This window comes from Pseudomonas lactucae (assembly GCF_036688725.1).
Taxonomy (GTDB): domain Bacteria; phylum Pseudomonadota; class Gammaproteobacteria; order Pseudomonadales; family Pseudomonadaceae; genus Aquipseudomonas; species Aquipseudomonas lactucae.
Window position 1 is genome coordinate 60,674 of record NZ_JAQQPT010000007.1, and the last position, 21,656, is coordinate 82,329.

General features: G+C 57.9%; 23 protein-coding genes and 2 pseudogenes. 19 read left to right on the forward strand and 6 right to left on the reverse strand.

Going from position 1 to position 21,656, the window contains the following annotated elements; all coding sequences use genetic code 11:
• Positions 1-5: 5 nt before the first annotated feature.
• The 9 genes and pseudogenes from V6M90_RS09690 to V6M90_RS09730 all read left to right on the forward strand — a co-directional run bounded on the left by V6M90_RS09690 (position 6) and on the right by V6M90_RS09730 (position 7,469).
• Positions 6-509 (forward strand): phage major tail tube protein, encoded by a 504-nt coding sequence (locus tag V6M90_RS09690; protein ID WP_332846388.1) that lies wholly within the window; start codon positions 6-8, stop codon positions 507-509.
• A gap of 14 nt (positions 510-523) precedes the next feature.
• A pseudogene (locus V6M90_RS09695) lies at positions 524-832 on the forward strand (phage tail assembly protein); the annotation flags it as partial.
• A gap of 3 nt (positions 833-835) precedes the next feature.
• On the forward strand, positions 836-1,123 hold the full coding sequence (locus V6M90_RS09700) for a phage tail assembly protein (protein ID WP_332846447.1): 288 nt from the start codon (positions 836-838) through the stop codon (positions 1,121-1,123).
• Positions 1,124-1,273: 150 nt separating this feature from the next.
• Entirely contained in the window at positions 1,274-4,156 is a 2,883-nt protein-coding gene (locus V6M90_RS09705; RefSeq protein WP_332846389.1) for a phage tail tape measure protein, read from the forward strand.
• A gap of 10 nt (positions 4,157-4,166) precedes the next feature.
• Entirely contained in the window at positions 4,167-5,012 is an 846-nt protein-coding gene (locus V6M90_RS09710) for a phage tail protein (RefSeq protein ID WP_332846390.1), read from the forward strand.
• Positions 4,987-5,193: a tail protein X gene (locus tag V6M90_RS09715; protein WP_042944260.1), complete on the forward strand. Its 207-nt coding sequence runs from the start codon at positions 4,987-4,989 to the stop codon at positions 5,191-5,193. Before V6M90_RS09710 ends, V6M90_RS09715 begins: the two co-directional genes overlap by 26 nt.
• A 93-nt stretch (positions 5,194-5,286) precedes the next feature.
• Positions 5,287-6,333, forward strand: coding sequence for a phage late control D family protein (locus V6M90_RS09720; RefSeq protein WP_332846391.1), 1,047 nt, complete (start codon positions 5,287-5,289; stop codon positions 6,331-6,333).
• A gap of 48 nt (positions 6,334-6,381) precedes the next feature.
• Positions 6,382-6,945 (forward strand): glycoside hydrolase family 19 protein, encoded by a 564-nt coding sequence (locus V6M90_RS09725; protein WP_332846392.1) that lies wholly within the window; start codon positions 6,382-6,384, stop codon positions 6,943-6,945.
• On the forward strand, positions 6,927-7,469 hold the full coding sequence (locus V6M90_RS09730) for a lysis system i-spanin subunit Rz (protein WP_332846393.1): 543 nt from the start codon (positions 6,927-6,929) through the stop codon (positions 7,467-7,469). The genes V6M90_RS09725 and V6M90_RS09730 overlap by 19 nt, the downstream gene beginning before the upstream one ends.
• 65 nt (positions 7,470-7,534) lie before the next feature.
• Here the strand turns inward: V6M90_RS09730 and V6M90_RS09735 are convergent, their stop codons facing one another.
• Complete coding sequence (locus V6M90_RS09735; RefSeq protein ID WP_332846394.1) at positions 7,535-8,629, reverse strand: acyltransferase family protein; 1,095 nt, start codon at positions 8,627-8,629, stop codon at positions 7,535-7,537.
• Between the two features lie 361 nt (positions 8,630-8,990).
• Between V6M90_RS09735 and V6M90_RS09740 the strand changes: the two genes are divergently transcribed.
• Positions 8,991-9,785 carry a DNA adenine methylase gene (locus V6M90_RS09740; protein ID WP_332846395.1) on the forward strand — a complete coding sequence of 265 codons (795 nt, stop codon included), beginning with the start codon at positions 8,991-8,993 and terminating at the stop codon, positions 9,783-9,785.
• A 43-nt stretch (positions 9,786-9,828) separates the two neighbouring features.
• Here V6M90_RS09740 and V6M90_RS09745 read toward each other — a convergent pair whose 3' ends face one another.
• Positions 9,829-10,215: a hypothetical protein gene (locus tag V6M90_RS09745; protein WP_332846396.1), complete on the reverse strand. Its 387-nt coding sequence runs from the start codon at positions 10,213-10,215 to the stop codon at positions 9,829-9,831.
• A 427-nt stretch (positions 10,216-10,642) separates the two neighbouring features.
• Here V6M90_RS09745 and V6M90_RS09750 point away from each other — a divergent pair, with 427 nt between their 5' ends.
• Together V6M90_RS09750 and V6M90_RS09755 are read left to right on the forward strand one after the other, a co-directional pair.
• Positions 10,643-11,614: a hypothetical protein gene (locus V6M90_RS09750; RefSeq protein ID WP_332846397.1), complete on the forward strand. Its 972-nt coding sequence runs from the start codon at positions 10,643-10,645 to the stop codon at positions 11,612-11,614.
• A gap of 2 nt (positions 11,615-11,616) precedes the next feature.
• Complete coding sequence (locus V6M90_RS09755; RefSeq protein ID WP_332846398.1) at positions 11,617-11,904, forward strand: STAS-like domain-containing protein; 288 nt, start codon at positions 11,617-11,619, stop codon at positions 11,902-11,904.
• A 242-nt stretch (positions 11,905-12,146) separates the two neighbouring features.
• Here the strand turns inward: V6M90_RS09755 and V6M90_RS09760 are convergent, their stop codons facing one another.
• Complete coding sequence (locus V6M90_RS09760; RefSeq protein ID WP_332846399.1) at positions 12,147-12,359, reverse strand: hypothetical protein; 213 nt, start codon at positions 12,357-12,359, stop codon at positions 12,147-12,149.
• Positions 12,360-12,855: 496 nt separating this feature from the next.
• Between V6M90_RS09760 and mntA the strand changes: the two genes are divergently transcribed.
• Entirely contained in the window at positions 12,856-13,251 is a 396-nt protein-coding gene (mntA, locus tag V6M90_RS09765) for a type VII toxin-antitoxin system MntA family adenylyltransferase antitoxin (protein ID WP_042944328.1), read from the forward strand.
• Complete coding sequence (hepT, locus tag V6M90_RS09770; RefSeq protein WP_332846400.1) at positions 13,241-13,669, forward strand: type VII toxin-antitoxin system HepT family RNase toxin; 429 nt, start codon at positions 13,241-13,243, stop codon at positions 13,667-13,669. The genes mntA and hepT overlap by 11 nt, the downstream gene beginning before the upstream one ends.
• Before the next feature lie 114 nt (positions 13,670-13,783).
• Here hepT and V6M90_RS09775 read toward each other — a convergent pair whose 3' ends face one another.
• Positions 13,784-15,010 carry an MFS transporter gene (locus V6M90_RS09775; RefSeq protein WP_078823616.1) on the reverse strand — a complete coding sequence of 409 codons (1,227 nt, stop codon included), beginning with the start codon at positions 15,008-15,010 and terminating at the stop codon, positions 13,784-13,786.
• A gap of 563 nt (positions 15,011-15,573) precedes the next feature.
• On the opposite strand from V6M90_RS09775, the pseudogene V6M90_RS30115 reads away from it, so the two are divergent.
• The 3 genes and pseudogenes from V6M90_RS30115 to V6M90_RS09785 form a co-directional block, all read left to right on the forward strand.
• A pseudogene (locus V6M90_RS30115) lies at positions 15,574-16,341 on the forward strand (MCP four helix bundle domain-containing protein); the annotation flags it as partial.
• 48 nt (positions 16,342-16,389) lie between these two features.
• A complete protein-coding gene (locus V6M90_RS30120) occupies positions 16,390-17,199 on the forward strand; it encodes a methyl-accepting chemotaxis protein (protein WP_408637294.1) in 810 nt (269 codons plus the stop codon).
• Positions 17,200-17,281: 82 nt separating this feature from the next.
• Positions 17,282-18,184 (forward strand): LysR family transcriptional regulator, encoded by a 903-nt coding sequence (locus V6M90_RS09785; RefSeq protein ID WP_003172497.1) that lies wholly within the window; start codon positions 17,282-17,284, stop codon positions 18,182-18,184.
• On the opposite strand, the gene V6M90_RS09790 is transcribed toward V6M90_RS09785, so the two are convergent.
• Both V6M90_RS09790 and tcuC read right to left on the reverse strand, forming a co-directional pair.
• On the reverse strand, positions 18,176-18,934 hold the full coding sequence (locus V6M90_RS09790; protein WP_003172498.1) for a substrate-binding domain-containing protein: 759 nt from the start codon (positions 18,932-18,934) through the stop codon (positions 18,176-18,178). The two genes, V6M90_RS09785 and V6M90_RS09790, sit on opposite strands and share 9 nt — an antisense overlap.
• Positions 18,931-20,238, reverse strand: a complete 1,308-nt coding sequence (tcuC, locus tag V6M90_RS09795; RefSeq protein ID WP_141064506.1) for an MFS transporter — start codon at positions 20,236-20,238, stop codon at positions 18,931-18,933. The genes V6M90_RS09790 and tcuC overlap by 4 nt, the downstream gene beginning before the upstream one ends.
• Before the next feature lie 199 nt (positions 20,239-20,437).
• On the opposite strand from tcuC, the gene V6M90_RS09800 reads away from it, so the two are divergent.
• Positions 20,438-20,584 (forward strand): hypothetical protein, encoded by a 147-nt coding sequence (locus tag V6M90_RS09800; RefSeq protein WP_332846401.1) that lies wholly within the window; start codon positions 20,438-20,440, stop codon positions 20,582-20,584.
• A 97-nt stretch (positions 20,585-20,681) separates the two neighbouring features.
• The gene (locus V6M90_RS09805) at positions 20,682-21,605 is read left to right on the forward strand and encodes a LysR substrate-binding domain-containing protein (protein WP_078823620.1); all 924 of its coding nucleotides are present in this window, start codon (positions 20,682-20,684) and stop codon (positions 21,603-21,605) included.
• Positions 21,606-21,656 lie beyond the last annotated feature (51 nt).

Sequence of the window (21,656 nt, forward strand, 5' to 3'; positions counted from 1 at the left end):
AACCAATGATTCCTCAAACTTTGTATGACACTAATCTGTTTGTCGACGGTGTGAACTTCTCCGGCGAAGTGCCAAGTCTGACCCTGCCCAAGCTGACGGTTAAGACCGACGAGTATCGGGGTGGCGGTATGGCCGGTCCCATTGAGATGGCACAGGGCCTGGAGAAAATGGAAGCGTCTTTTGTCACCAAGGGCGTGCGTCGTGAGTCGTTGAAATACTTCGGCTTGGCCGATGGCACGGCCTTCAACGCGACGTTCCGAGGGGCGTTCAGGGGTCAAAAAGGAGCGGTGACTGCCGTCGTCGCAACACTGCGGGGTTTGCTCAAAGAGGTCGACTTGGGTGACTGGAAGGCCGGTGATTCGGCGGAGATCAAGCACGCCATTGCGGCGTCCTATTACAAGCTCGAAATCGGCGGACGTGTCATGTACGAAATCGACATGGTCGGTGGCGTTCAAGTAATCGACGGCAAAGATCAACTCGCTGACGTTCGCGCCGCACTCGGCCTCTAAGGGAATAGATCCAGATGAATCAAGCAAACGCTAAGAATGTACCAGCCTGGTTGTCGCTCAGCGCGCTCGCCGCTGTCGTGACGCTCACGCGGCCAAGCAATGCCAACGGCGTGCTGGTTGAGACGCTCACCTTGCGTGCCCCGGTGGTGCGCGAGGTCCGGGCAGCCGACAAAGCGTCGAATGGCGACGAGGAACAGCGTGAACTGATGCTGTTCGCCGGGTTGGCCGAGGTCGGTGTTAAGGATCTCGAAGGCCTCAAGCTGACGGACTATCGCCGTGTTCAAGCCGCGTATTCGCATCTGGTCCCGGAAACCGACTACACGGATGTGGTGCCGCCGTGGTTGTCGGTGACCACCGATCAGGCCGTGGTGACGCTTTCCTGTCCAAGTGAAATCAACGGGGTATCGGTTGATAAATTGCCCCTGCGCTCCCCGACAGTGGGCGATGTGCGCGCGGCAAATCGTGACGCTGCCGGTGATGCCGAGCAGCGTGAGCTGGTGTTGTTTGCCTCGCTTGCCGGTGCACCTATCGCAGATCTGGAGGGCCTGAAGCTGGTGGATTTTAACCGCTTGCAGGCCGGCTATTTTCGCATGGACCAAGACGACGGGATTTGATCCTGCCGTCATAAAATTGGCCGCGAAACGTCTGGCGGCGGAAACCGGATTTTCCGCCGCCGAGATTCTGTCGATGCCGTTTGCAGAAATGGTGTGGTGGCTCACGGACTGAGCCGCCTTCGATAAGACTATGCAAATGAGGGCCATGACATGGCGAACAAAATTGCCCTCGGGCTGGTGATCGGCGGCGCCGTCAGTTCGACCGTCGGTGCTGCGTTTAAAGATGTAACAGGGCGCATCAAGCGTCTTGAGGCGGAAGGCAACAAGGCGCGTGTTTTACAGCGCACTATCGGCGACACCATTCGCTTGCGTGATGAATGGAAGAAAGCCCATGACAGCGGCTCTGAGGGTGCATCCAAGCTGCTGGGGCGATTGAACTCCAATCTCGACAGTTTGAAAAAGCAGGGCATCGAGGTCGGCCGGCTGGAAAAAGCCTATCGTTCCATGGGTCAGACCGCCAATAAAGCCGAGCTTAAAGCCCGGGGGCATCAGCAACTGGATGCTGGTAAGAACGGCATGAAAAGCACAGTCGGCGCCGCTGTTGTTGGTGTCGGCATGCTCGCTGTACCGACCAAGGTCAGCGCGGATTTTGGGGCCATTGTTCGTGACATCGCGATCAAGGCCGGCATTGCCAACAAGCCACAAGAAAAGGAGATGTCGCGCAAGATCATCGATACCTCGCGCGACACCGGCATGGCGCGTAACGATGTTGCCGACGTCGTCAACCAGTTGGTCGGCGCCGGCATGGAGTTGAGCAAGGCCCTGGAATATGCGCCAGTCGCGGCCAAGTTTGTCGTGGGGCAGGGGTCGAGCGGTGTCGACACGGCGAAGATGATCAACGCCCTGGGGCAAAACGCCAAGATCACCGACCCTAAGCAGATGCAGCAGGCGCTGGAGGCGATTGCCTACCAAGGGCAGGCTGGCAGCTTCGAAGCGGCCGACATGGCTAAATGGTTTCCTGAGCTGTTGGCGAACATGGGCAGCCTGGGCATCACCGGCATGGATGCGGTGACGCAGTTGGGTGCCATGCTGCAAGTGCAGATGAAGTCTGCCGGCGGCGCCGATGAGGCAGCCAACAACCTCAAAAACTGGATGAGCAAAATAGGCTCAGGTGAAACCGTCAAGGCGTATGCAAAGGCCGGTATCGATTACAAGGGATCGATGCAGACCGGTTTGCAGAACGGTATGTCCACGCTGGAAACCAGCATGGCGTTGGCGCAGAAGTATATTCAGGCCACCGATCCGAAGCGCGCGGCGGCGATGGCCGAGGCCACGGCGAAAATCAGCAAGGAGTCTGACCCGGAGAAAGCCAAGGCCATGATGGCCTCGCTGGAAGAATCCTTGCGCACGGGCGACCTGTTCGCTGACATGCAGGTGAAGGCTGCGCTTTCTGCCTATATGCAGAACAAGGCGTTGTACAGCCAGCTCAAAAACGATTCGCGTGATGCCACGGGCATTCTCGACAAGAACCTCAGCGAGCGGCGTGAGGCGTCGTCGCAGAAGTGGGCCGAGATGGCTCAGTCGATGGATGACGCGATGCGCAGTGTCGGGGATGCCCTGCGTCCGGTCACGGACACCGTTGCTGAAGCGTTGACCAAAGTCACCAAGGGCATTACCTCGCTGTCCGACAGCGCCCCCGGGGTGGTTACGGGCATCGCGGCTGTGGGTGGCGGTCTTGTCGCGCTTAAGGGGCTGCTTAGTTCGTTCAAAATCGCTAAGGGGTTGCTCAACGTCGCGCGGGGCTCGCTGGGTGGTAAGTCCGGTGAAGTGCAAAAAGTCTTTGTGACCAACGCTGAGGACGGCAACGGCGGCGGAAATAATGGCCAGCCCAAAGGTAAGGCCGGCAAAGCGCTGTCGTTGGTGGAGACCGGGCTCAAGGCAGTTGCTGCTCTTAAGGGCCAGTCCGCCGATGGCGACGCAGATGCGGCGGGAGAAGGTGGCAAGAAGCCGGGCAAGCTCGATGTGATAGCTACCGGCCTCAAGGTGGTTTCTATTGCCAAGGACGCCGCCTCAGGCGCTGATGATGGTGGTAGTGGCGGTGGTACGGCTGGATTGGATGGTGACGGGATCAAGAAAGTTTTCGTGGTCAACGCCGGATCTTTTGGGGGCGATGCTGGAGGCCCAGGGGAAGGGCGTCGGCGTAAGCCCGGGTCAAAGCGAAACCCTCCGCGACGTCGGCTGACATCACCACGGGCTGGGCGACCACCGCGACCGCCAGTGCCACGGCCCCCTGTGCCTATCCCGCGTCCGCCGATCCTGCCGATTCCCCCGGTTCAGGTACCTAGCGGCGCGTTGTCCAAACTGGGCGGGGTAGTGCAGGCGGTCGGCAAGATCGGCAAAGCTGCCAAGATGATACCTGGTGGCTCGCTGATGGAGGCCGGCGCCATGGCCTTCGATACCTATGAGAACGCCAAGACCAAGGACGAAAAGGCCGAGGGGTACGGTGCCGCCGCCGGGAATCTTGCCGGCACCATGGCCGGGGCTGCTGCCGGTGCTGCTATTGGCTCGGTGGTGCCGATTATTGGCACCGCCATTGGCGGGCTTGTAGGCGCTTATCTGGGCAGCATGGGTGGTTCGGCGCTGGGCGGAGCTGCAGGTAAGTCGTGGTTTGGAGGTGAGGATGAAAAGCCCGCGCCTCCGGTTACGCCGTTGCTCATGGCGCCTCGGCCGGGGCCAGCCATTCCAAGCTTGGCGACCATGGGCAAGTCATTCAATGGCGCAAACGGTTCGGGTGCTCTGCTGATGGCTCCTGCACCGCAGGCACCGGTGCTGGGTGATGTAGCACGCTCTCTGGCGGTGGCTGCACCGACCAGGCCGGCGGCTGTGGCGATTCAGCCAAAAGAGCCGGAGAAACCTGTGCCTGCCAAAGTGGACCAGAAATTTGAGTACTCTTTGAGCATGCCGGTCACGGTTCAAGGGGATGTGAAAGACCCGCAACGCTTGGCGCAAGACCTCATGCCGCACATGCGGCTAATGATGGCGGATGCGGCGAAACAAAACGCCGCGAAGCTTTACGACGAACCGCACCTGTAAGGAGGCCCCTATGGCTTATATGGAACAGATGCAGTCGAGCTTCAAGTACCTGGTCGAAGCGGGGGAGGCTGGCAGACGTAGTGCCGACGGCATGCTTGGGCCGGTCAACGGTGCAATCAGGGAGTTAACCGGCGCCGCGTCCGAGCTGGAGAATATTCCGTTCGTGGGGCCGACTGTCGGGGCCAAGCTACAAAGGGTGATGCGCGGCGTGGATGCAGCACAGACCAAGGTCGGCCAGGTCGTGGCCGTGTACGGCCGCGCGACACGGGGAGCTACCGAAGTGCAGGAACGGATGGGCGCCCTGAAGGAACAGGCGGGCAGGGCGGCGACGGCGATCAACAACATCGCCGGCAAGGTCAGCCCGTCGTTGGCGAACATCGTGCCCACCAGTGCCTTTGCCGTGGATGCCACGCCGGCACCGGAAGCGGTAAAGCCGTTCCCGCACTTGCTGATCATCCAGCCCCGTGACCCCAAGGTTCAGCCTTATTACTTCAACCTGGACACGGCGGCTTTCGACGAGCTGAGCCGCTCGACTGAATTCCGCTGGGCTTCTCAAGAGCGACTGTCGCGGCGCCCGGCGCAGCAGGCCGTGGGCATTGGCGAGGAAAAACTCACTCTCAAAGGGACGATTTACCCAGGGTTCAAGGGCGGCCTCAAGCAGCTCGACACGCTACGCACCATCGGCGGCAAGTTGCAGCCGCTGACCCTGACCACAGGTTATGGCGAAGTGATTGGGACATGGTGCTTGAAGTCGGTCAACGAGGAACAGGGCGCTCTGCTTCACGGCGGGATCCCCCGTAAACAAGGGTTCACTCTGGAGTTTGCGCGCTATGGCGACGACATGCAGAACGTCTGACGGAGACATGCTTGATGTCATTTGTCATAACGTTTACGGCCATCTAAACGGCAGCGTTGAGGCGGTGCTTGATGCCAATCAAGGGTTGGCAGACGAGCCCCAGCCTTACCGCACGGGGGTGGTGATCGTTCTGCCGGACCTGCCAAGCCCGACCGAGGAGGGGATTAGTTTGTGGGATTGAGCCCGAACCACACCGCCAGGATCCCGTTGCGTTACGCGTAACGGCACTTTGTGTACGGCCCGCCTTGAGCGGGCATTTTTTTGGACAAAATCCATGACGCCCACTTTTCGAATCGTTGCCGATGGCGCCGATATTACCGCCAAGATCAATGATCGACTGTTGCTGCTGCGGACTTCTGACAAGCCGGGTATGGATTCAGACGAGTTTGAATTGCGTATCGATGACCGTGACGGCCAGGTGCAGTTGCCTCGGCGCGGTAGCTCAATCGAGATTTACCTGGGTTACGCCGAGACGTCCTTGATGCGTCTTGGGCGTTACGCAGTGGACACGGTCGAAGTGTCCGGCCCGCCGGACACGATTGTGATCAAGGGCAAGGCCAGCGATATGCGCGGGAGTGGCAAGACCATCCGTAGCGGAAGCTGGGAGGACGTGCCGCTGTCGAAAATCGTGGCCGACATCGCCGCGCGCAATGGTTGGCAGGCGGTGTGTCCGGTGGCAACAAAGGTCGCCCGGGTGGATCAGCTCAACGAGTCCGATTTTAATTTCATCACACGCCTGGCCAAACAATACGACTGCACGGCCAAGGTGGCCGACGGCAAGCTGTTGGTGATGCCGCGTCAAGGTGGCCAGACGGCCAGCGGCAAGACGTTCGGCGCGATCACCCTGACCAAAAGCGACCTCAGTCGATGGCAATTCAGCCTTGGGGATCGCAATTCGCACAAGGCCGTGGCGACCAAGCACCAGAACAAGAAGGACGGCAAGCTGTCGGTGGTCACCGTTGACAACGATGACGCCCCGGATGGATTGCCGGCGGTGCATACCGATCGGCATATCTACCCGAATAAAACCGCTGCCGAGGCTGCCGCCAAGGCTCGATTGGCTGCGTTCAATCGCTCAACCGCCGACGTGCGTTTTGAAATGCCTGGACGGACAGACATTTTTGCCGAACGCCTGATCAACGCCCAGGGTTTCAAGGTCGGCCTTGATGGCGAATACCTGGCAGATTCGGTAGAGCAGGTGTTCACCCAGTCTGGCTGGTCGACCACGGTGGAGTGCAATGCCGGTAAGCAAGGTAAATCCAAAGGCAAGAAAAAGAAGGAAAAGAAGCCGCTCAAAGTAGTGAGCGTCGAGAAGCAGTAGTGCATCCCATCGCCGCCTGAGTGCGGTTTTTTTATGTTTGGAGTTTTTATGTCTGTTACCGAGCAACAGCTGCAACGCATCATGCCGAACGCCCGCCGCCAAGCGGGCATTTTTGTATCTGCCCTGAACGCAGCCATGATCAACCGTAAGATCGATACGCCGAAGCGCCAGGCGGCATTCCTCGCCCAGGTGGGCCACGAGTCGGGGCAACTGCAGTACGTCCGCGAACTGGGCGGCGATCAGTACCTGAGCAAATACGACACCGGCACTCTGGCTGCCAAGCTTGGCAACACGCCGCAGGCCGACGGAGATGGTCAGCGGTATCGCGGTCGTGGGTTGATTCAGGTCACCGGCCACGACAACTATCTGCGTTGCAGCCTGGCACTGTTCGGCGATGAGAGATTGCTGCGCACGCCCGAATTGCTGGAGCTGCCGCAGTGGGCCGCAGAGTCTGCCGCATGGTTCTGGTCGGTAAACGGGTTGAATGCGCTCGCGGATCAGGACCAGTTCAACACCATCACCCGCCGGATCAATGGTGGCCTTAACGGTTTGGAAGATCGCCTGCAGCTGTGGGCTAGGGCGAGGGCGGTGTTATGTGTCTCCTCGATCTGATTCCTGCGCAGTTCCGAATTGCGGCCATGGGCCTGGTGTTGGTGGTCCTGGCGGCTGGATCTGCTGCATTGGCCTGGACCGCTCAAGGTTGGCGTTACGGCCAGCAGTTGGAGCGCCAGGCCCGACTCCATGCCGACACCCTCACCGAGATATCCCTGGCCGGTGCTGCCCTGCAGCGCAACGAGCAGGATAAGCGCCTCGCCCTGGAGCGGCGCCTGCGGGACAAAGACGAAACCCACCACCAGGAATTGACCGATGAACAAACCAAGCAGGCTCGCCTGCGTGATCGCCTGGCTACTGCTGATTTGCGGTTGTCAGTCGTACTCGCCACTACCGACGCCACCGGCAACTGTTCAATGCCAACCACCACCGCCACCGGCGGCGTGGTTCATGGCCCCACAAGAGTCGAACTTGACCCAGCGCATGCTCAACGAATTATCGGCATCACCGATGCCGGCGACCAAGGATTGATCGCTCTGCGGGCCTGTCAGGCCTACGCAAAAGAAGTTTCTGGTCTGAAATAGACGGTGTGGGCTTCAAGCATCCAGCCCTAATGTCGCTAGAGCTGGACGCATGATGAAAACCCTTGTCAGGAACGAGCTAGTTTTAGGTTGTTGCCCGAAAACTTAAACCTGGAAGTAGGCTTTTCAATAAAGCGGAACGTGAGGTAGGCGGTCGCAAGCGAAGTCAATAGAACAAACCATGCGGCGGTAAAGCTGCTCATGTTGTAGTAGAGCGCGGCAGCTAGAAAGATAGGATGGAACAGATAAATACTAAAGCTAAGTGCCCCTAGTGTTCTTAGTGGTTTAGCGGACAATGCTTTTTTAATCAGTCCGTCATGGTTTACCGATGCCAGTAGGACCAGTGACCATATCACAGCGTACAAAATAAAGTCTCTGTGAAAGTAATCGCCTTTCACGGGAGACGTAATAAGAGAATACACCGTGGGCGTCATTACTATTACAGCAGCAAGACCAATATAGCCGAGGTATTGGCAAAGAGTTGGAAACCATTCCTTGTCCTGCAGTGCCTCTTGCAGGAATGCTACGAAGATCCCTGTAATGAATATTGGCAGATAAGGAGTGAGTCTTGGGTCGTTAAGCAAGGATTCACTTTGCGGTGAAATCCATTGGGAAAGCAGGATCAGGCAGATGTAGAGTGCTGAGCACGCAATAAGTCCCTTCTTCCTGATCATCAAGAATATCCCAGCCAAAAAAGGTAGCACGAAATAAAACTTGAATTCTACTGCAATGCTCCACTCGATGCCCCGTAATTCGGTAAGTATGAGTTGGTTGAAAAAACCGTGCAGGTCAAGATTGAAGGGTTGACCATAGCCAACGCCGTAGTACTTCACCGATGCCCAAGTGGTGACCAGGGCCAGTAATAGATAAAAGGTGTACAAAGGATAAATTCTGAAGAATCGTCTTTGCCAATAGTTCGACATGAACTCGAGTGTAAATATCTTATTGCTGGTAGTAATGATTTGACGGGTCAGCAGGAAAGAGCTGAGCAAGAAAAAAAGAAAGACGCCCGATTTCCCAATGCCTCTGAAGTCGAGGGATGGAACGAAAAACATATTTAGGTTGCTGGTATGACTCAGCACCACGATTAATGCCGCCACTCCGCGCAAACCATCTAGAGCGTCGATCTGGAGAAGTTTATTTGATATTGCTCGATGTATCACGGTGGTTTACTTCCCTGTGGCGCCAATAAGCATTCGGAATGGTGCTGATTGGATTCGCTTAAAGAGGCGAAATTGTAGCGGAATACCCGGCGCCACGCATCATTTCGGCTGTCTGGGAAAATCAGATGCGGGCACCCCAAAACCGTAGGAGGTCACCGATCAACCGTCATTCGGCCCGGACGGGCCATTCGTAAGAGTTTTCTATCCCGAAAAAAAGGAGCGGCGGGGCAGGATGCGTCAACATCCAACCCGGCCACCTTCCCCGCAGAACGTCCCTGCAAGTCCAGCCAAGGCTCCTGCTTCGTGCACAAAGCGGAGCGAGCCTAGCACTGTTTATCCATACAGCAAAGGTCTTGCTTTTATGTCCACACCCATCATCCCTTGGATGGGCGGCAAACGCCGCCTGGCCGACCGCCTTATCCCTCTCTTCCCACCCCACGAATGCTACGTTGAAGTCTTTGCCGGCGGCGCCGCGCTCTACTTCATGCGTCCCCAGGCCGCGCCCGTTGAGGTCCTCAACGACATCAACGGCGACTTGGTAACGTTGTACCGCGTGGTGCAGAACCACTTGGAGGAATTTGTGCGCCAGTTCAAATGGGCGCTCAGTTCCCGCCAGGTGTTCGAGTGGCAGAAGATGACCCGCCCTGAAACCCTCACCGACATCCAGCGCGCCGCCCGTTTTTTCTACCTGCAGCACCATGCCTTTGCCGGCAAGGTAACGGGACAGACGTTTGGCACCGCAACAACCGGTCCTGCGATCAACCTGCTGCGGATTGAGGAAAACCTGTCTGCAGCGTGGCAGCGTCTGTCCGGCACCTATGTTGAAAACCTGGGCTGGCTTGAATGTGCTGAGCGCTACGACCGCGCCCACACCTTCCATTACATGGATCCGCCTTACTGGCAGACGGCCGGTTATGGTGTGGTCTTCCCCTTCGAAAACTATGAACGGATGGCCGAATTCATGCGGCGCTGCAAAGGTAAGGTGATGGTGAGCATCAACGATCACCCTGACATCCGGCGGGTGTTCGAGGGCTTTCACTTTGAGAGGGTAGATATTCGGTATAGCACGGCAAATCAGCGTCAGGGGAAAACCGAGGTTAGTGGCGAATTGGTGATTATGAACTGGGAGCCAGCAGCGTTAGGTGAATTATTCTAAGTTGATACCGCGCCCTGTGCCCTCAGGGCGCACAGGGTGCTTGTCAGTTTGCCTGTACAGAAAGCGCTTGGATTATCTGCTGAACTTGCGGATTGCTCGCCACGGTCGTGATGTTGCTCATCAATGTTGAGCTGTCCAAGGCAAAAGCTTTGATCTTGTTGAACAAACCACTTTCAGCGACCTTCGCCCGCCGTGCTTCATTCGGCAGTGGCAGCAAAATTTTTAAAAGTTCAGCCAGTTCTTTCGGATCAGTTTCAGCAGGAAGTCCCAGCTTTTCCACGAGCGAATGTTCGCGTTGGATAAGGCCAGGACCCAGATTGTTTGAGATGTCTCCCCCATGTGATTCGAACTTCAGATTGCTTCCTATCTGGACGATACCTGGTCCACCGTTACCTCTGACGTTGGTACCGTACATCTTTATGCTACTCATTCTCTGTCTCCCGCTAGATTTCGTTGCTCATATCACCGGTAGGCCTTTTTACCGCCAGCGGTAAAAAAGTCGTTTCTCAACAAATCTATTAAGCTATAGCAGTGTGCCATCGATTGGTCCAACTCTAATTATTCGGTTATTTGTCCCTATCAGAGAGCCCCAAATATTCGGCTCGTTGCGTTCTCGAAGGGGATGAGCTGTCAAACGCTGAAGCGTGATCACCTGCACAGTGCGCAGCCATTTCTAAGCAGGAGCTGATTTTTGCACTGATCGACTGCAACAGTTTCTATGCCTGTTGTGAGCGAAGTAGTCTGGCCTGACCAGGCAAGGGGCCTGAGTACAACGATGGCTGTGTGCCCGACGTGCGGCCTATGCGGTGTACGGTGGAGATGGCAAAATGCTTTCTTTTGCCTGAAAGGGATTTAGGTTGCCTACTTTAATTGAAGCGTTGCAACAGCTGCCGCGTCAGTTCGGGGCGCTTTCTGCCACCGATCTGCATACCCTGCCCAAAGGGTATTACTCCCCAGGATTTATCGCCGCGTTCGCCGCGTATCTTTGTAATAAGGGCGTTGGACAAGATTATTTGGCTTATGCGTGTGAGCAAAATAAGGGATATCTCGCAGCGGTTGGGTTGTCTAGAGCGCTGTGGGGAGTGGATGACTACCAGTACGAGCGCAGAAACGCTGGCGTCAACTACGCACCGATCACGCCCCTCGCATCACAAAACGCTGTAGACATTGCGACGACCCAAATTAACGGTTGCCTGAGGTCATTGGCTGCACAAGGCGAGGTTGATTACAGTAAAAGCCCCGCGTTCAAGGACTTAACTCATGTCGTAGGTGAGCTTCATGACAACGTCTGGTCGCACGGATTGAACACTGGCTTCTCCACTGCCCAGCGCCAACAGCTACACAAAGGTGATCACGTCATTGAGTTTTCTCTGGCTGATTGTGGCCTGGGATTCCTGGCTGAGCTGAGACAATCGGGGATCCGTGGAATTGATACCCACCAGCAGGCTATCGAGTGGTGTATTCAGGAGGGAAATTCCAGCAAGCTTGCGGCTCAGGCGGATGAATGGGCTCAGTCGATGCCTGACGATTACCTTGGCGGTGATGAGTTCAATGGAATTGCGGTTCAGCGCACCCGGAACGGTAACCATCATCAAGGTTTGGGTTTGGCAAAGCTGGTTGAGCTTGCGAAAAGGTACAAGGGGATCTTATATTTGGCCTCAGGTAACTGCGTTATGCGCATGCATAATGGAGCGATCAGATACCGTCCTTTACAGGAGCCATGGAAAGGTGTAGCAATATCGCTCTCGATCAAAGAATCCAGCTTCATCACCGCTAAGGCGGTTGAGGCTGATGACGTAGACGACATAATGAATTTACTGAGGGGGTGACCATGGACGCGTATACCTTTCAGCATACGGACTTGGCTTCTCGATCTCTTGCCTCACGTGAGCGCTCAAGTTTGTATCAACAGCTTGCAGTGCGAGATCAGGTCGTGATTGATCTCGATGAGGTGGAATCGATTTCTGAGTCGTTCGCTGATGAGCTGTTCGGAGTGCTGGTACTAGAGCGTGGTTTTGACTTTGTGGTCAAGCACGTAAAGATAATCAATGCGGCGGACGACGTTTTGCGTTCAATCGCTATAGCAATGAAGAGACGTAGGTCCCTGACAGCAGCATGATCTTGACTTGAAAATAACCCTGCCTATGAGCAGGGTTTTTTTTGGGCTCGGATGAGGTGCGGATACCTATCTGGTGCTGATCTGATACGTGGGGCGAAAATGGGGCAATCAATACGCTCATCTATGCCATTCAATGCCCATTATGCATTTATGCAACCTGCTGTGGACTAGCGTCACAGCCAGTAAATACGGGCCTATCTCCCAAAATACACCAAATACTCCTACACAATCGGGGTGTGCTGTCAGAGATTTTTAGTTCGTAGCTTCGCCAGGCCCTGCTTGATGTGACCCGCGTTTTCGCCGATCACGAACAGAGCGCCACGTACGTTATCACCGACCTCACTCAAGCCTTGCCTCTCGGTTTGGAGGGCCAACTCCATCAAAGCCGCTTCCAGCGCGAGCTGATTTTCGTACATTCTTTCTAGCAAATCCGGTAATGAGTATTCTCCTGACATGTGCGCTGCTCCGTCGAAAATAGCGAAGCATAGCAGTGGTCCATCAGATTGCAGATTGCTTGGGAATCGCTTGAAGATCGGCCGCTCCACGTTTCGCGATCAGCGATAGCGGTAAGGCTGCGTCCGATTGATCATCGGACGACATGTGAGCTCGCACTGTCTACGATTTTTGTGCATCGTAGTGGATGACACACGTGCACTGAGTCTCGCAATGTGGCTTCCATATGCGCGTTCAGTCTTAGGGCAAATTTAGGGCAAAACCCAGGCCGCTGTAGACCGTTTCTGCCCTTGCAGTCTACCCAAAACACAATACAATTGCGGCCTGTAGCGGGGTGTGGAGTGTGCGGGTCGGGTTCGAATCCCTATCTCTCCGCCATTATTGAAAAACGAAAAACCCCAATAACTTAAGTGTTATTGGGGTTTTTTGTTTTTGTAGCAGAAATTGCCAGGTTAATTCTGCTACGGTCTTCTATTCAGATGACGATGCGGGCCAATCATGAATCTTGAAAAAGTGCTCACGCATTTACGCGTTAACCTCCCGGACCTATTGGCTGTGTATGTGTTTGGCAGTCAAGCGACAGGCGAGGCGCATGCCAACAGTGATTTGGATTTGGCTGCGCTGGTTGAAGGACGAGTTGACGCGCTTCAATTGTGGCGCCTGTCCGGAGAATTGGCTGATATTGTCAACGTGCCTGTCGATCTACTGGACTTGCGCGCGGCATCGACTGTCATGCAATACCAAGTCATAACCACTGGGCGCCGGCTTTGGAACAAGGACAGTCAGGCGGGTGTTTTCGAGAGCTATATTCTCAGCGAAAAAACCGCGCTGGATTCAGCCAGAGCTGAGTTACTAGCCGATATTCATAAGGACGGGACGGTATATGGTCGATGACGTACTCATCAACAAGGCGGCCAGCATCGAGCGTTGCGTTGCTCGTGCTCGAGAGGAGTACGAAAAGGATCCTGCCAGTTTTGCTACGGATTTCACCCGTCAGGATGCGGCCATTCTCAATATTCAGCGTGCCTGCGAGGCGGCCCTGGATATGGGGCAGCATTTGATTCGGCGTGAGCGTCTTGGCATTCCACAGAGCGCGCGTGATGTATTCGAGCTGCTGGCCCAGAACGGGTGGGTAAGTGCGTCCTTGCTGACCAACCTGAAAAACATGGTCGGATTTCGCAATATCGCAGTGCATGAGTATCAAACGCTTCAGCTGCCGATCACCGTTGCAATCATCACTCAACATCTGGGCGATTTTCTGGCATTCAGTTCGCACATTTTAACCAAAGACTCGGGCCGGTCGGCCGGTTAACAAGCCCCTCGACACCATTTTTGCGCCCGACTCAGGCAATGGAAGATTGCGCCTGAACCTGAAAAAGCCTGCTGAACGCAATGCTCAGCAGGCTTTTCAGCGCATCCTGTCTCGTCAGGCCGGTTGCGCCACCAGGCGGTTGCTGATGTTACGTCCCAGCACCAACACTGTGACAAAACCTACGCCTACCAACGCCGTCGCCAGGCTCAACAGCACCGAGCTGCCCAATTGGTCGACGATCCGCCCGCCGAAGAACGAGCCCAGGGCGATAATCACTTGGAACAATGCGACGAACAACGGCATGCCACGTTCGACATCCTTGGGCGCCACCACGAACATCCAGATACTGGCGCAGGCCGGGAAGGCGCCGAAGGCAAAGCCCCACAGGCCGATCAGCATCGCGGCGCCGGTCATGCCGGTAGCGAAGTAAGGGAACAGGGCGGTGCTGGTGCCGATCATCAGCGCGACCAGCATCAGGGTGTGACGTACGCTGCGGTTAGCGGCGAAACCGGCAAAAATATTGCCGAACACCCCAGCCACGCCAAACAACAGCAACAGCGAACCAATCGTCGGCCCATCGAAGCCGGAACTGTATTTGAAGAACGGCGCGACATAGGTGTAGGCGGCAAAGTGCGCAAGACCGATCAACAATACTGCGATCAATCCGACCCGAGCGCGTGGGTTGATAAACAACGCCGGCAGGTCGCTGACGAGAATGGCTTTTTCCGGGTTGAGTCGCGGTAGCAGGAAGACCTGTGCCAGCAGTACGGGGATGCCCACCAGCGCGGTCACCAGGAAGGTCATGCGCCAGCCCATCAGGCCGCTGAGCCAGGTGCCGACGGGCACGCCCAGTACGGTGGCGAGGGTGACGCCCATCATGATAATCGAGGTGGCTTTCGCGACGTCCACTCCCTTGGGGGCCAGGCGGCCGCTGAGGGCGATAGCCGTTGCCCAGAAGCCGCCGATGCTGATGCCCAGCAACACGCGGCCCAACAGCAGCAGGCTGAAATCACTGGCGAACGCCACCACTGAGTTGGCAATGATCATGATCAGCGTCAGGCCGATCAGCAGGTAACGACGGTCCATGGCGCCAATGATCACTGACAGCAACGGGGCGGCGAGGGCGGCCATGATGCCCGGCAGGGTCACCATCAGGCCGGCATGGCCAGCCGTGATACCGAGGTCGCTGGCGACATCGTTGAGCACGCCCACCGGCAGAAACTCACTGGTCACCAGGGCGAAGGCGCCCACGGCGACGGAGAGAATCGCCAGCCACTGCTGTTTGACGCTCTGTTGATTATGTTCGGGAAGGCCGCTATGGGCCTGGCTGGCACTTGGCATGGATTTGAGTTCCAGAGGGGATGTCGCCTGGTGTCAGGCGCGGTGAAGAGAATAAGAGGGGATTATATGAATCAGGCTTTGCATTCACGCAGGCGGTCGTTTCGATAGTAATCATCAGTGCTATCGATGTGTGCGTTTTGCCAGGGTCCGAATACCAGGTATGAGGAGGTGGGGCTTAACAAATCGAATCGATAAATCTTGTAGTGAGTGATATCTTTATGCCATCACGCGTCGTGACAGGCATGGAGATGGGTATGAAGAAGCTATCAATGGTGGTTTTGCTCATGGTGTTGGCGGCTAGCCCGATGTTTGCGATGGGCTGCCCGAAGGGCACCCATCCGGTTGGAGGGACGGGGTCGCATCATAAGGGTGGAACCTGCCAGTAGCCAAAGAAACCTGCCGAACTCAGTTTTGCGCGCTGTGTGATCGAACGAACGCACAGCCCAACATCATCAATATTCACGACTTCTTATTTCCTATCCCACACCGCCCTCAAGTCCTCACCCGCGCGGCCGAAACGCTGTCATACGATGTCTTACCCCTAATAAGAGCGCGCCCCCAAAATGTCCCTTCGCAGCCTGTCCATCGCCCGCCGTGCGGGTCTGGGTTTTGCCTTGATCGCCCTGCTTGTGGCCCTGTTGGGTTTTTTTGCGCTCTCCAACATGGCGAGTATTCGCGCCAGTGCGGTGCAGGTGGAAAGAGGGCTGGTGCCCAAGATGCGACTGGTGGCGGATATTCGCGAAATCATGCTGCGCATCCGTACGATTTCTTTGCGCATGGCGTTGGACCCCAACCCCGCGAGCCTCCCGCAATACCGCAGCCAGATGGACACACGCAGTCAGGATCTGACGAAGAGGCTGACCGACCTGGACGCGGTGATCGACACACCGCAAGTCCGTGCGCTCTATGACCAGTTCCAGGTCTCGCTGCGCCAGTACCAGCAGGGCCTGGCGCAGTCGTTCGTGCTGGCCGACAAGCAGCAGGGCGCTGAACTCAACAAGCTGCTGCTGGTGGACATGAAAACCGTGGTCGACGGCTCCGGCGCGCAACTCAACGCACTCGCCGACTACTACAACGCCCAGATCAACGAGCAGGGCCAGGCGGCCGAGTCGCAGTACAGCCGCTCACGCACCATGGTCTTCGGTTTCGTGATTCTGGCGGGCCTGAGTACGATAGCCCTGGCCTGGCTGCTCACGCGCAGTATCGTGCGTCCGTTGGGGCAGGCTATGCGCGCGGCGGAAAACGTCGCACGGGGCGACTTGACCCAGACCGTGGAGGTCAGCGGAAACGACGAGGTGACTCGTTTGCTGGTGGCGCTGCACTCCATGCAGGGCAGCCTGCGCAGTACCCTGCAATTGATTCGCCAATCGGCGGCACAAATGGCCGCTTCCGCCACCGACCTCAATGGCATTACCGACCAGAGCAGCCGCAGCCTGCAACAGCAGACGGCCGAAATCGAACAGGCGGCCACGGCGGTCAACGAGATGACCTCGGCTGCCGAAGAGGTGGCGCGCAATGCGGTGTCCACCTCCGAGTCCACCCGCCTTTCCAATGAAACCGCGCGCGAGGGCCAGCACCGCGTCGGTGAAACGGTCAGCGCGATTCAAGCCCTGAGCAGCAACATCGGCGAGACCTCGACCCTGGTGCAGAGCCTGGCCGAGCAGTCGCGGGATATCGGCAAGGTGCTTGATGTGATTCGCTCCATCGCCGAACAGACCAACCTGCTGGCCCTCAACGCCGCCATCGAAGCTGCGCGTGCCGGGGAGTCCGGCCGTGGTTTCGCGGTGGTGGCCGATGAAGTGCGTGCGCTGGCCCATCGCACCCAGCAATCGACCCTGGAAATCGACCAGATGGTGACGGCGATGCGCACCGGCTCCAACGATGCCCTGACGTCGATGCAGTCGAGCACCCAGCGTGCCGGCGACACCCTGACCCTGGCCGAAGGGGCAGGGGGTGCCTTGAGCCAGATCACCGACTCCATCGACCAGATCCACCAGCGCAACCTGGTGATCGCCAGCGCCGCCGAGGAGCAGGCGCAGGTGGCCAAGGAGGTCGACCGCAACATCGTGAATATTCGCGACTTGTCGGCACAGTCTTCGTCCGGTGCCGGGCGGATCAACGGTTCAAGCCAGGAGCTGGCGCGGTTGGCGGTTGCGCTCAATGACGCGGTGGCGCGGTTTCAGGTGTAGGGCGCAAATGGGCAGCGGTGTCGATGGCGTCTCAACAGCGCTCATACGATAATCGCTGCACCTCGACCACCTGGCCCCTCCCGTGATCATCAACTTCGACCTCAACGACCTCCAAGCCTTCCGCGCCGTGGTAGACAAGGGCAGTTTTCGCGGCGCCGCCGAAGCCATCCGGATCTCGCAACCGGCGCTGAGCCGACGCATCGAAAAACTCGAAGCCGCGCTGGATGTGAAGCTGTTCGAGCGCACCACCCGCAGGGTCAGCCTGACCATGGTCGGACGCGCGTTTCTGCCCCAGGTCGAGCGCATGCTCGACGATCTCGACATCGCCCTGATGGGCATCAGCAACGTCGCGTCCACGCGCATGGGCAATGTCACCATCGCCTGTGTGCCGTCGACCGCGTATTACTTCATGCCCCATGTGATCTCCGAATTTCACAAGCTGTATCCGAAAATTCGCCTGCGGGTGCTGGATGCCAGTGCCGGCGAGGTGTGCAAAGCGGTGGAAACCGGCGAGGCGGACTTCGGCGTGAGTTTCAGCGGCAGCCTGGCTGACGAAGTGGAGTTCGAATTGCTGCTGCAGGAGCGTTATGTGCTGGCCTGCCGGCGTGATCACCCGCTGGCCGAGCGCGACAGCGTCACCTGGACCGAGGCGTACGAACACGACTACATCACGGTGGATAAAACCTCGGGCAACCGCTTCCTGCTGGACCAGGCCCTGCGTGGCATACGCGTGAAAAAACCGAGTATCTGCGAGACGCACCACGTGACCACCATGATCGGGCTGGTGGAGGCCGGGCTGGGCGTGGCGATGGTGCCGTCGATTGCGATGCCGGCGTGCGAGCACCCGATTCTGGTGAGTGTGCCGCTGGTAGAGCCGCAGGTGATGCGTAACGTGGGCTTGATCAAGCGCCGCGGGCGGACGTTGCCGCCCGCGGCGCTGGAGTTGGAGCGGTTGGTGCGGGAGATGCCGTTTCGGTCAGCGTGACACCGAGTCCAGACCGGTGGATTGCACCGCCGGTTGGGCCTCGGGCGAGGCCAGGAACTGCAGCAGTTCCCGGGCCTGGGCCGGGTGTTCGGCGTTCACCGGAATACCCGCCGCAAAGCGCGTCACGGACTGCACGTCTTCGGGGATTTTGCCCACATAAGTCACGCCCGCTACCGGTAATAATTCCGCCACCTGTTGCAGGCCCACTTCGTAGTCACCCTTGGCGACCTGCTCGGCCACCGGCAGACGTTCGATCATGGTGCCTTTGGCTGGCATGCCGAGTTTCTTGAACAACTCTTTCTCGACATACACACCGCTGGCGCTGTCCGAGTACGCCACGGACTTGGCGTTGCTCAGCACCGCCTTCAACTCGGCATCGGTGCCGATCGCCGGTTTGGCTGCGCCTTCCTTCACCACCAGGCCGATGCGCGAGTCGGCCAGTTCCACACGGGACGCCGGGTCGACCTTGCCTTGTTTGATCAATTCATCCAGGGCATAACCGACCATGATCACCACGTCGGCGTGTTCGCCACGGGCCAGGCGGTTGGGAATCGCTTCCGGCGCCTTGCCCATTGACGGGCCAAGGACGGTCTGGAGGGTGTCGCCGCTGTGCTTGGCGTATTGCGGGCCGAGCAGTTTATAGGCCGCGGTGAAGCCGCCGGAAGTCATCACTTTGAGCTCTTCGGCCTGGGCCGTCAGCGCCAGGGCGCCAAAGGCCAGGGCGGTCAGCGTCTTGAACAGCGCCTTCATCGCAGTGCCTCCTGCATCACTTGGCCACGGCTGTTGGCGCGGCGATACAGGGCCAGGGTCGAACACAGCGCGCACAGCGCGGCGAACATCATCCAGTAGGCCGGCGAGGCTTTGTCTTCGGTGATATGGATAAACCAGGTGGAGATCGCCGGGGTAAAACCACCGAACACGGCGGTCGCCAGGCTGTAGGCCAGGGAGAAGCCCGCCACGCGCACTTCCACCGGCATGATTTCGGTCAGGGCCGGGATCATGGCGCCGTTGTACATGCCATAGAGGAAGGAGAACCACAGCAGGGTTTCCAGCATGTGGGCGAAGCTCGGTGCGTTGACCACGTAGGACAGCGCTGGATAAGCCGTGAGAACGGTCAGCACAGTCATGGCGACCAGTACCGGCTTACGGCCGAAGCGGTCGCTCAAGGTGCCGCCGATCGGCAGCCATACGAAGTTCGACACCGCCACCAGCAGAGTCACCAGAAGGGCGTCGGACGTGCTCAGTTGCAGCACGGTCTTGCCGAAGGTCGGTGCGTACACGGTGATCAGGTAAAACGCGGTGGTGGTCATCGCCACCATGAGCATGCCGCCGATGACCATGGTCCAGTTTTTCACCAGGGTCGCCATGACTTCACGCATGGTGGGGCGATGCTGACGCTTGGCGAATTCTTCGGTTTCCTGCAGGTTGCGTCGCAGCACGAAGATGAACGGGATAATCACGCAACCGATGGCGAACGGAATGCGCCAGCCCCAATCGGCCACCACGGCGGGTTCCATCCAGACGTTCAGGCCATAGCCCAGTGCGGCGGCGACCACGATGGAAATCTGCTGGCTGCCCGACTGCCAGCTGGTGTAGAAGCCTTTGCGGCCCGGAGTGGCCATTTCGGCGAGGTACACCGACACACCGCCCAGTTCCGCGCCGGCCGAAAAGCCCTGCAACAGACGGCCCAGCAGCACCAGCAGCGGGGCCCACAGGCCAATGGTGTGATAACCCGGCACCAGCACGATCAGCAGCGTGCCGCTGGCCATGATCGACAGGGTCACGATCAGCCCTTTGCGGCGACCGACGTCATCAATGTAGGCACCCAGAATCACCGCACCCAATGGACGCATCAGGAAGCCCGCGCCGAACACGGCGAAGGTCATCATTAATGACGCAAACTCATTAGCGGCGGGGAAGAACGCGGCAGCAATATAGGTGGCGTAGAAGCCGAACAGAAAGAAATCGAACTGTTCGAGGAAGTTGCCCGAAGTGACGCGGAAAACCGCACCCACTTTAGAGCGGGCAGAATCGGGCCGAGCAGGGCTAGTCATGTTTTTGTGTCTCCAGCGTTCTTTTTAAAGTGCTTGTTTCGCTTAAGACTGAGGATAGTGGCTGACACATTTAGAAATGATAAGTGAAAGATTTGGATTTATTGATGCATGCAGGTTATCAATTGTTGAAGCCGATCAAAATCCTCCTCCCTGTTCTATGCTTGAGAGCGTGACCAATTCTTACGGATGGGAGGTGGCTATGGGTAACGAACACCAACATCAGGATGAGCCGGCGCGTGAGCAGCCCCGGCGGCAGCGCGAGGACGAAAAACCGCAAACCTGGAAACACCCGGATGACGGCACGGAGCTGTCCGAGCGAGATCAGGAGCACCCGCTCAAGCCGTGACACGTGTCCACCCCGACCAATTGATCGGGGTGGCACATAGACGCAGCCCGTCGGCCTTTCTACACTGCCGCTTGTCGTGGGTAAGGGGCAGGCGCCGATGAATCGCAATGAATTACGCAAGGCCGACATCAACCTGATGGTGGTTTTCGAAGCGCTGATGCTTGAGCGCAACGTGACCCGGGTGGCCGAGAAGCTGTTTCTGGGCCAGCCGACCATCAGCTCGGCGCTCAACCGTTTGCGTACGCTGTTCAACGACCCGCTGTTTATTCGTGTCGGCCACCGCATGGAACCCACCGCGCGCGCCGAAGAGATCATCCAGCACCTGTCGCCGGCGCTGGACTCGCTGTCGTCGGCGCTGAGCCTGACCCACGATTTCGACCCGTCCATCAGCACCATGACCTTTCGCATCGGCCTGTCCGACGATGTCGAGTTCGGCCTGCTGCCGCCGCTGTTGCGCGCGTTGCGCCAGGAGGCGCCGCAAGTGGTGTTCGTGGTGCAGCATGTCGACTACTGGCGCATCCCCGACCTGTTGGCCTCCGGCGATATCACCGTCGGCATCACCCAGACCCGTGGTCTGCCGGCGAATGCCAAGCGCAAGTTGCTGCGCCATATCCGCCCGCGTCTGTTGCGTGCCGATGCTTCGGATACGCCGCTGACCCTCGATGAATACTGCTCACGCCCCCACGTGCTGGTGTCGCATACGGCCAACGTGTCGGGGTTCGCCGATGAGTGGCTGGCCGAGATCGGCCGCAAGCGCCACGTGGTGTTGTCGGTGCCGCAATACAGCGCGTTGCCCGCCTTGCTGGCCGGCACCGATCTGATCGCCAGCCTGCCGGACTACACCGCCGAAGCCATGGCGGTGTCGGGCAACCTGTTCTGTGAGCCGTTCCCGTTCGAGACGCCGACCCTGGATTTATCCATGGTCTGGCTCAGCCATGTGGACACCGACCCGGCCGAGCGTTGGGTACGCTCGCGGCTGGAAGCGTTTATGAGTGATCGAAACCTGGTGGCCAAGGCTTGAGCTATTTATCCGTGGTATATGTAGGAACCGTCCTATAAAAACCTCGGAGTT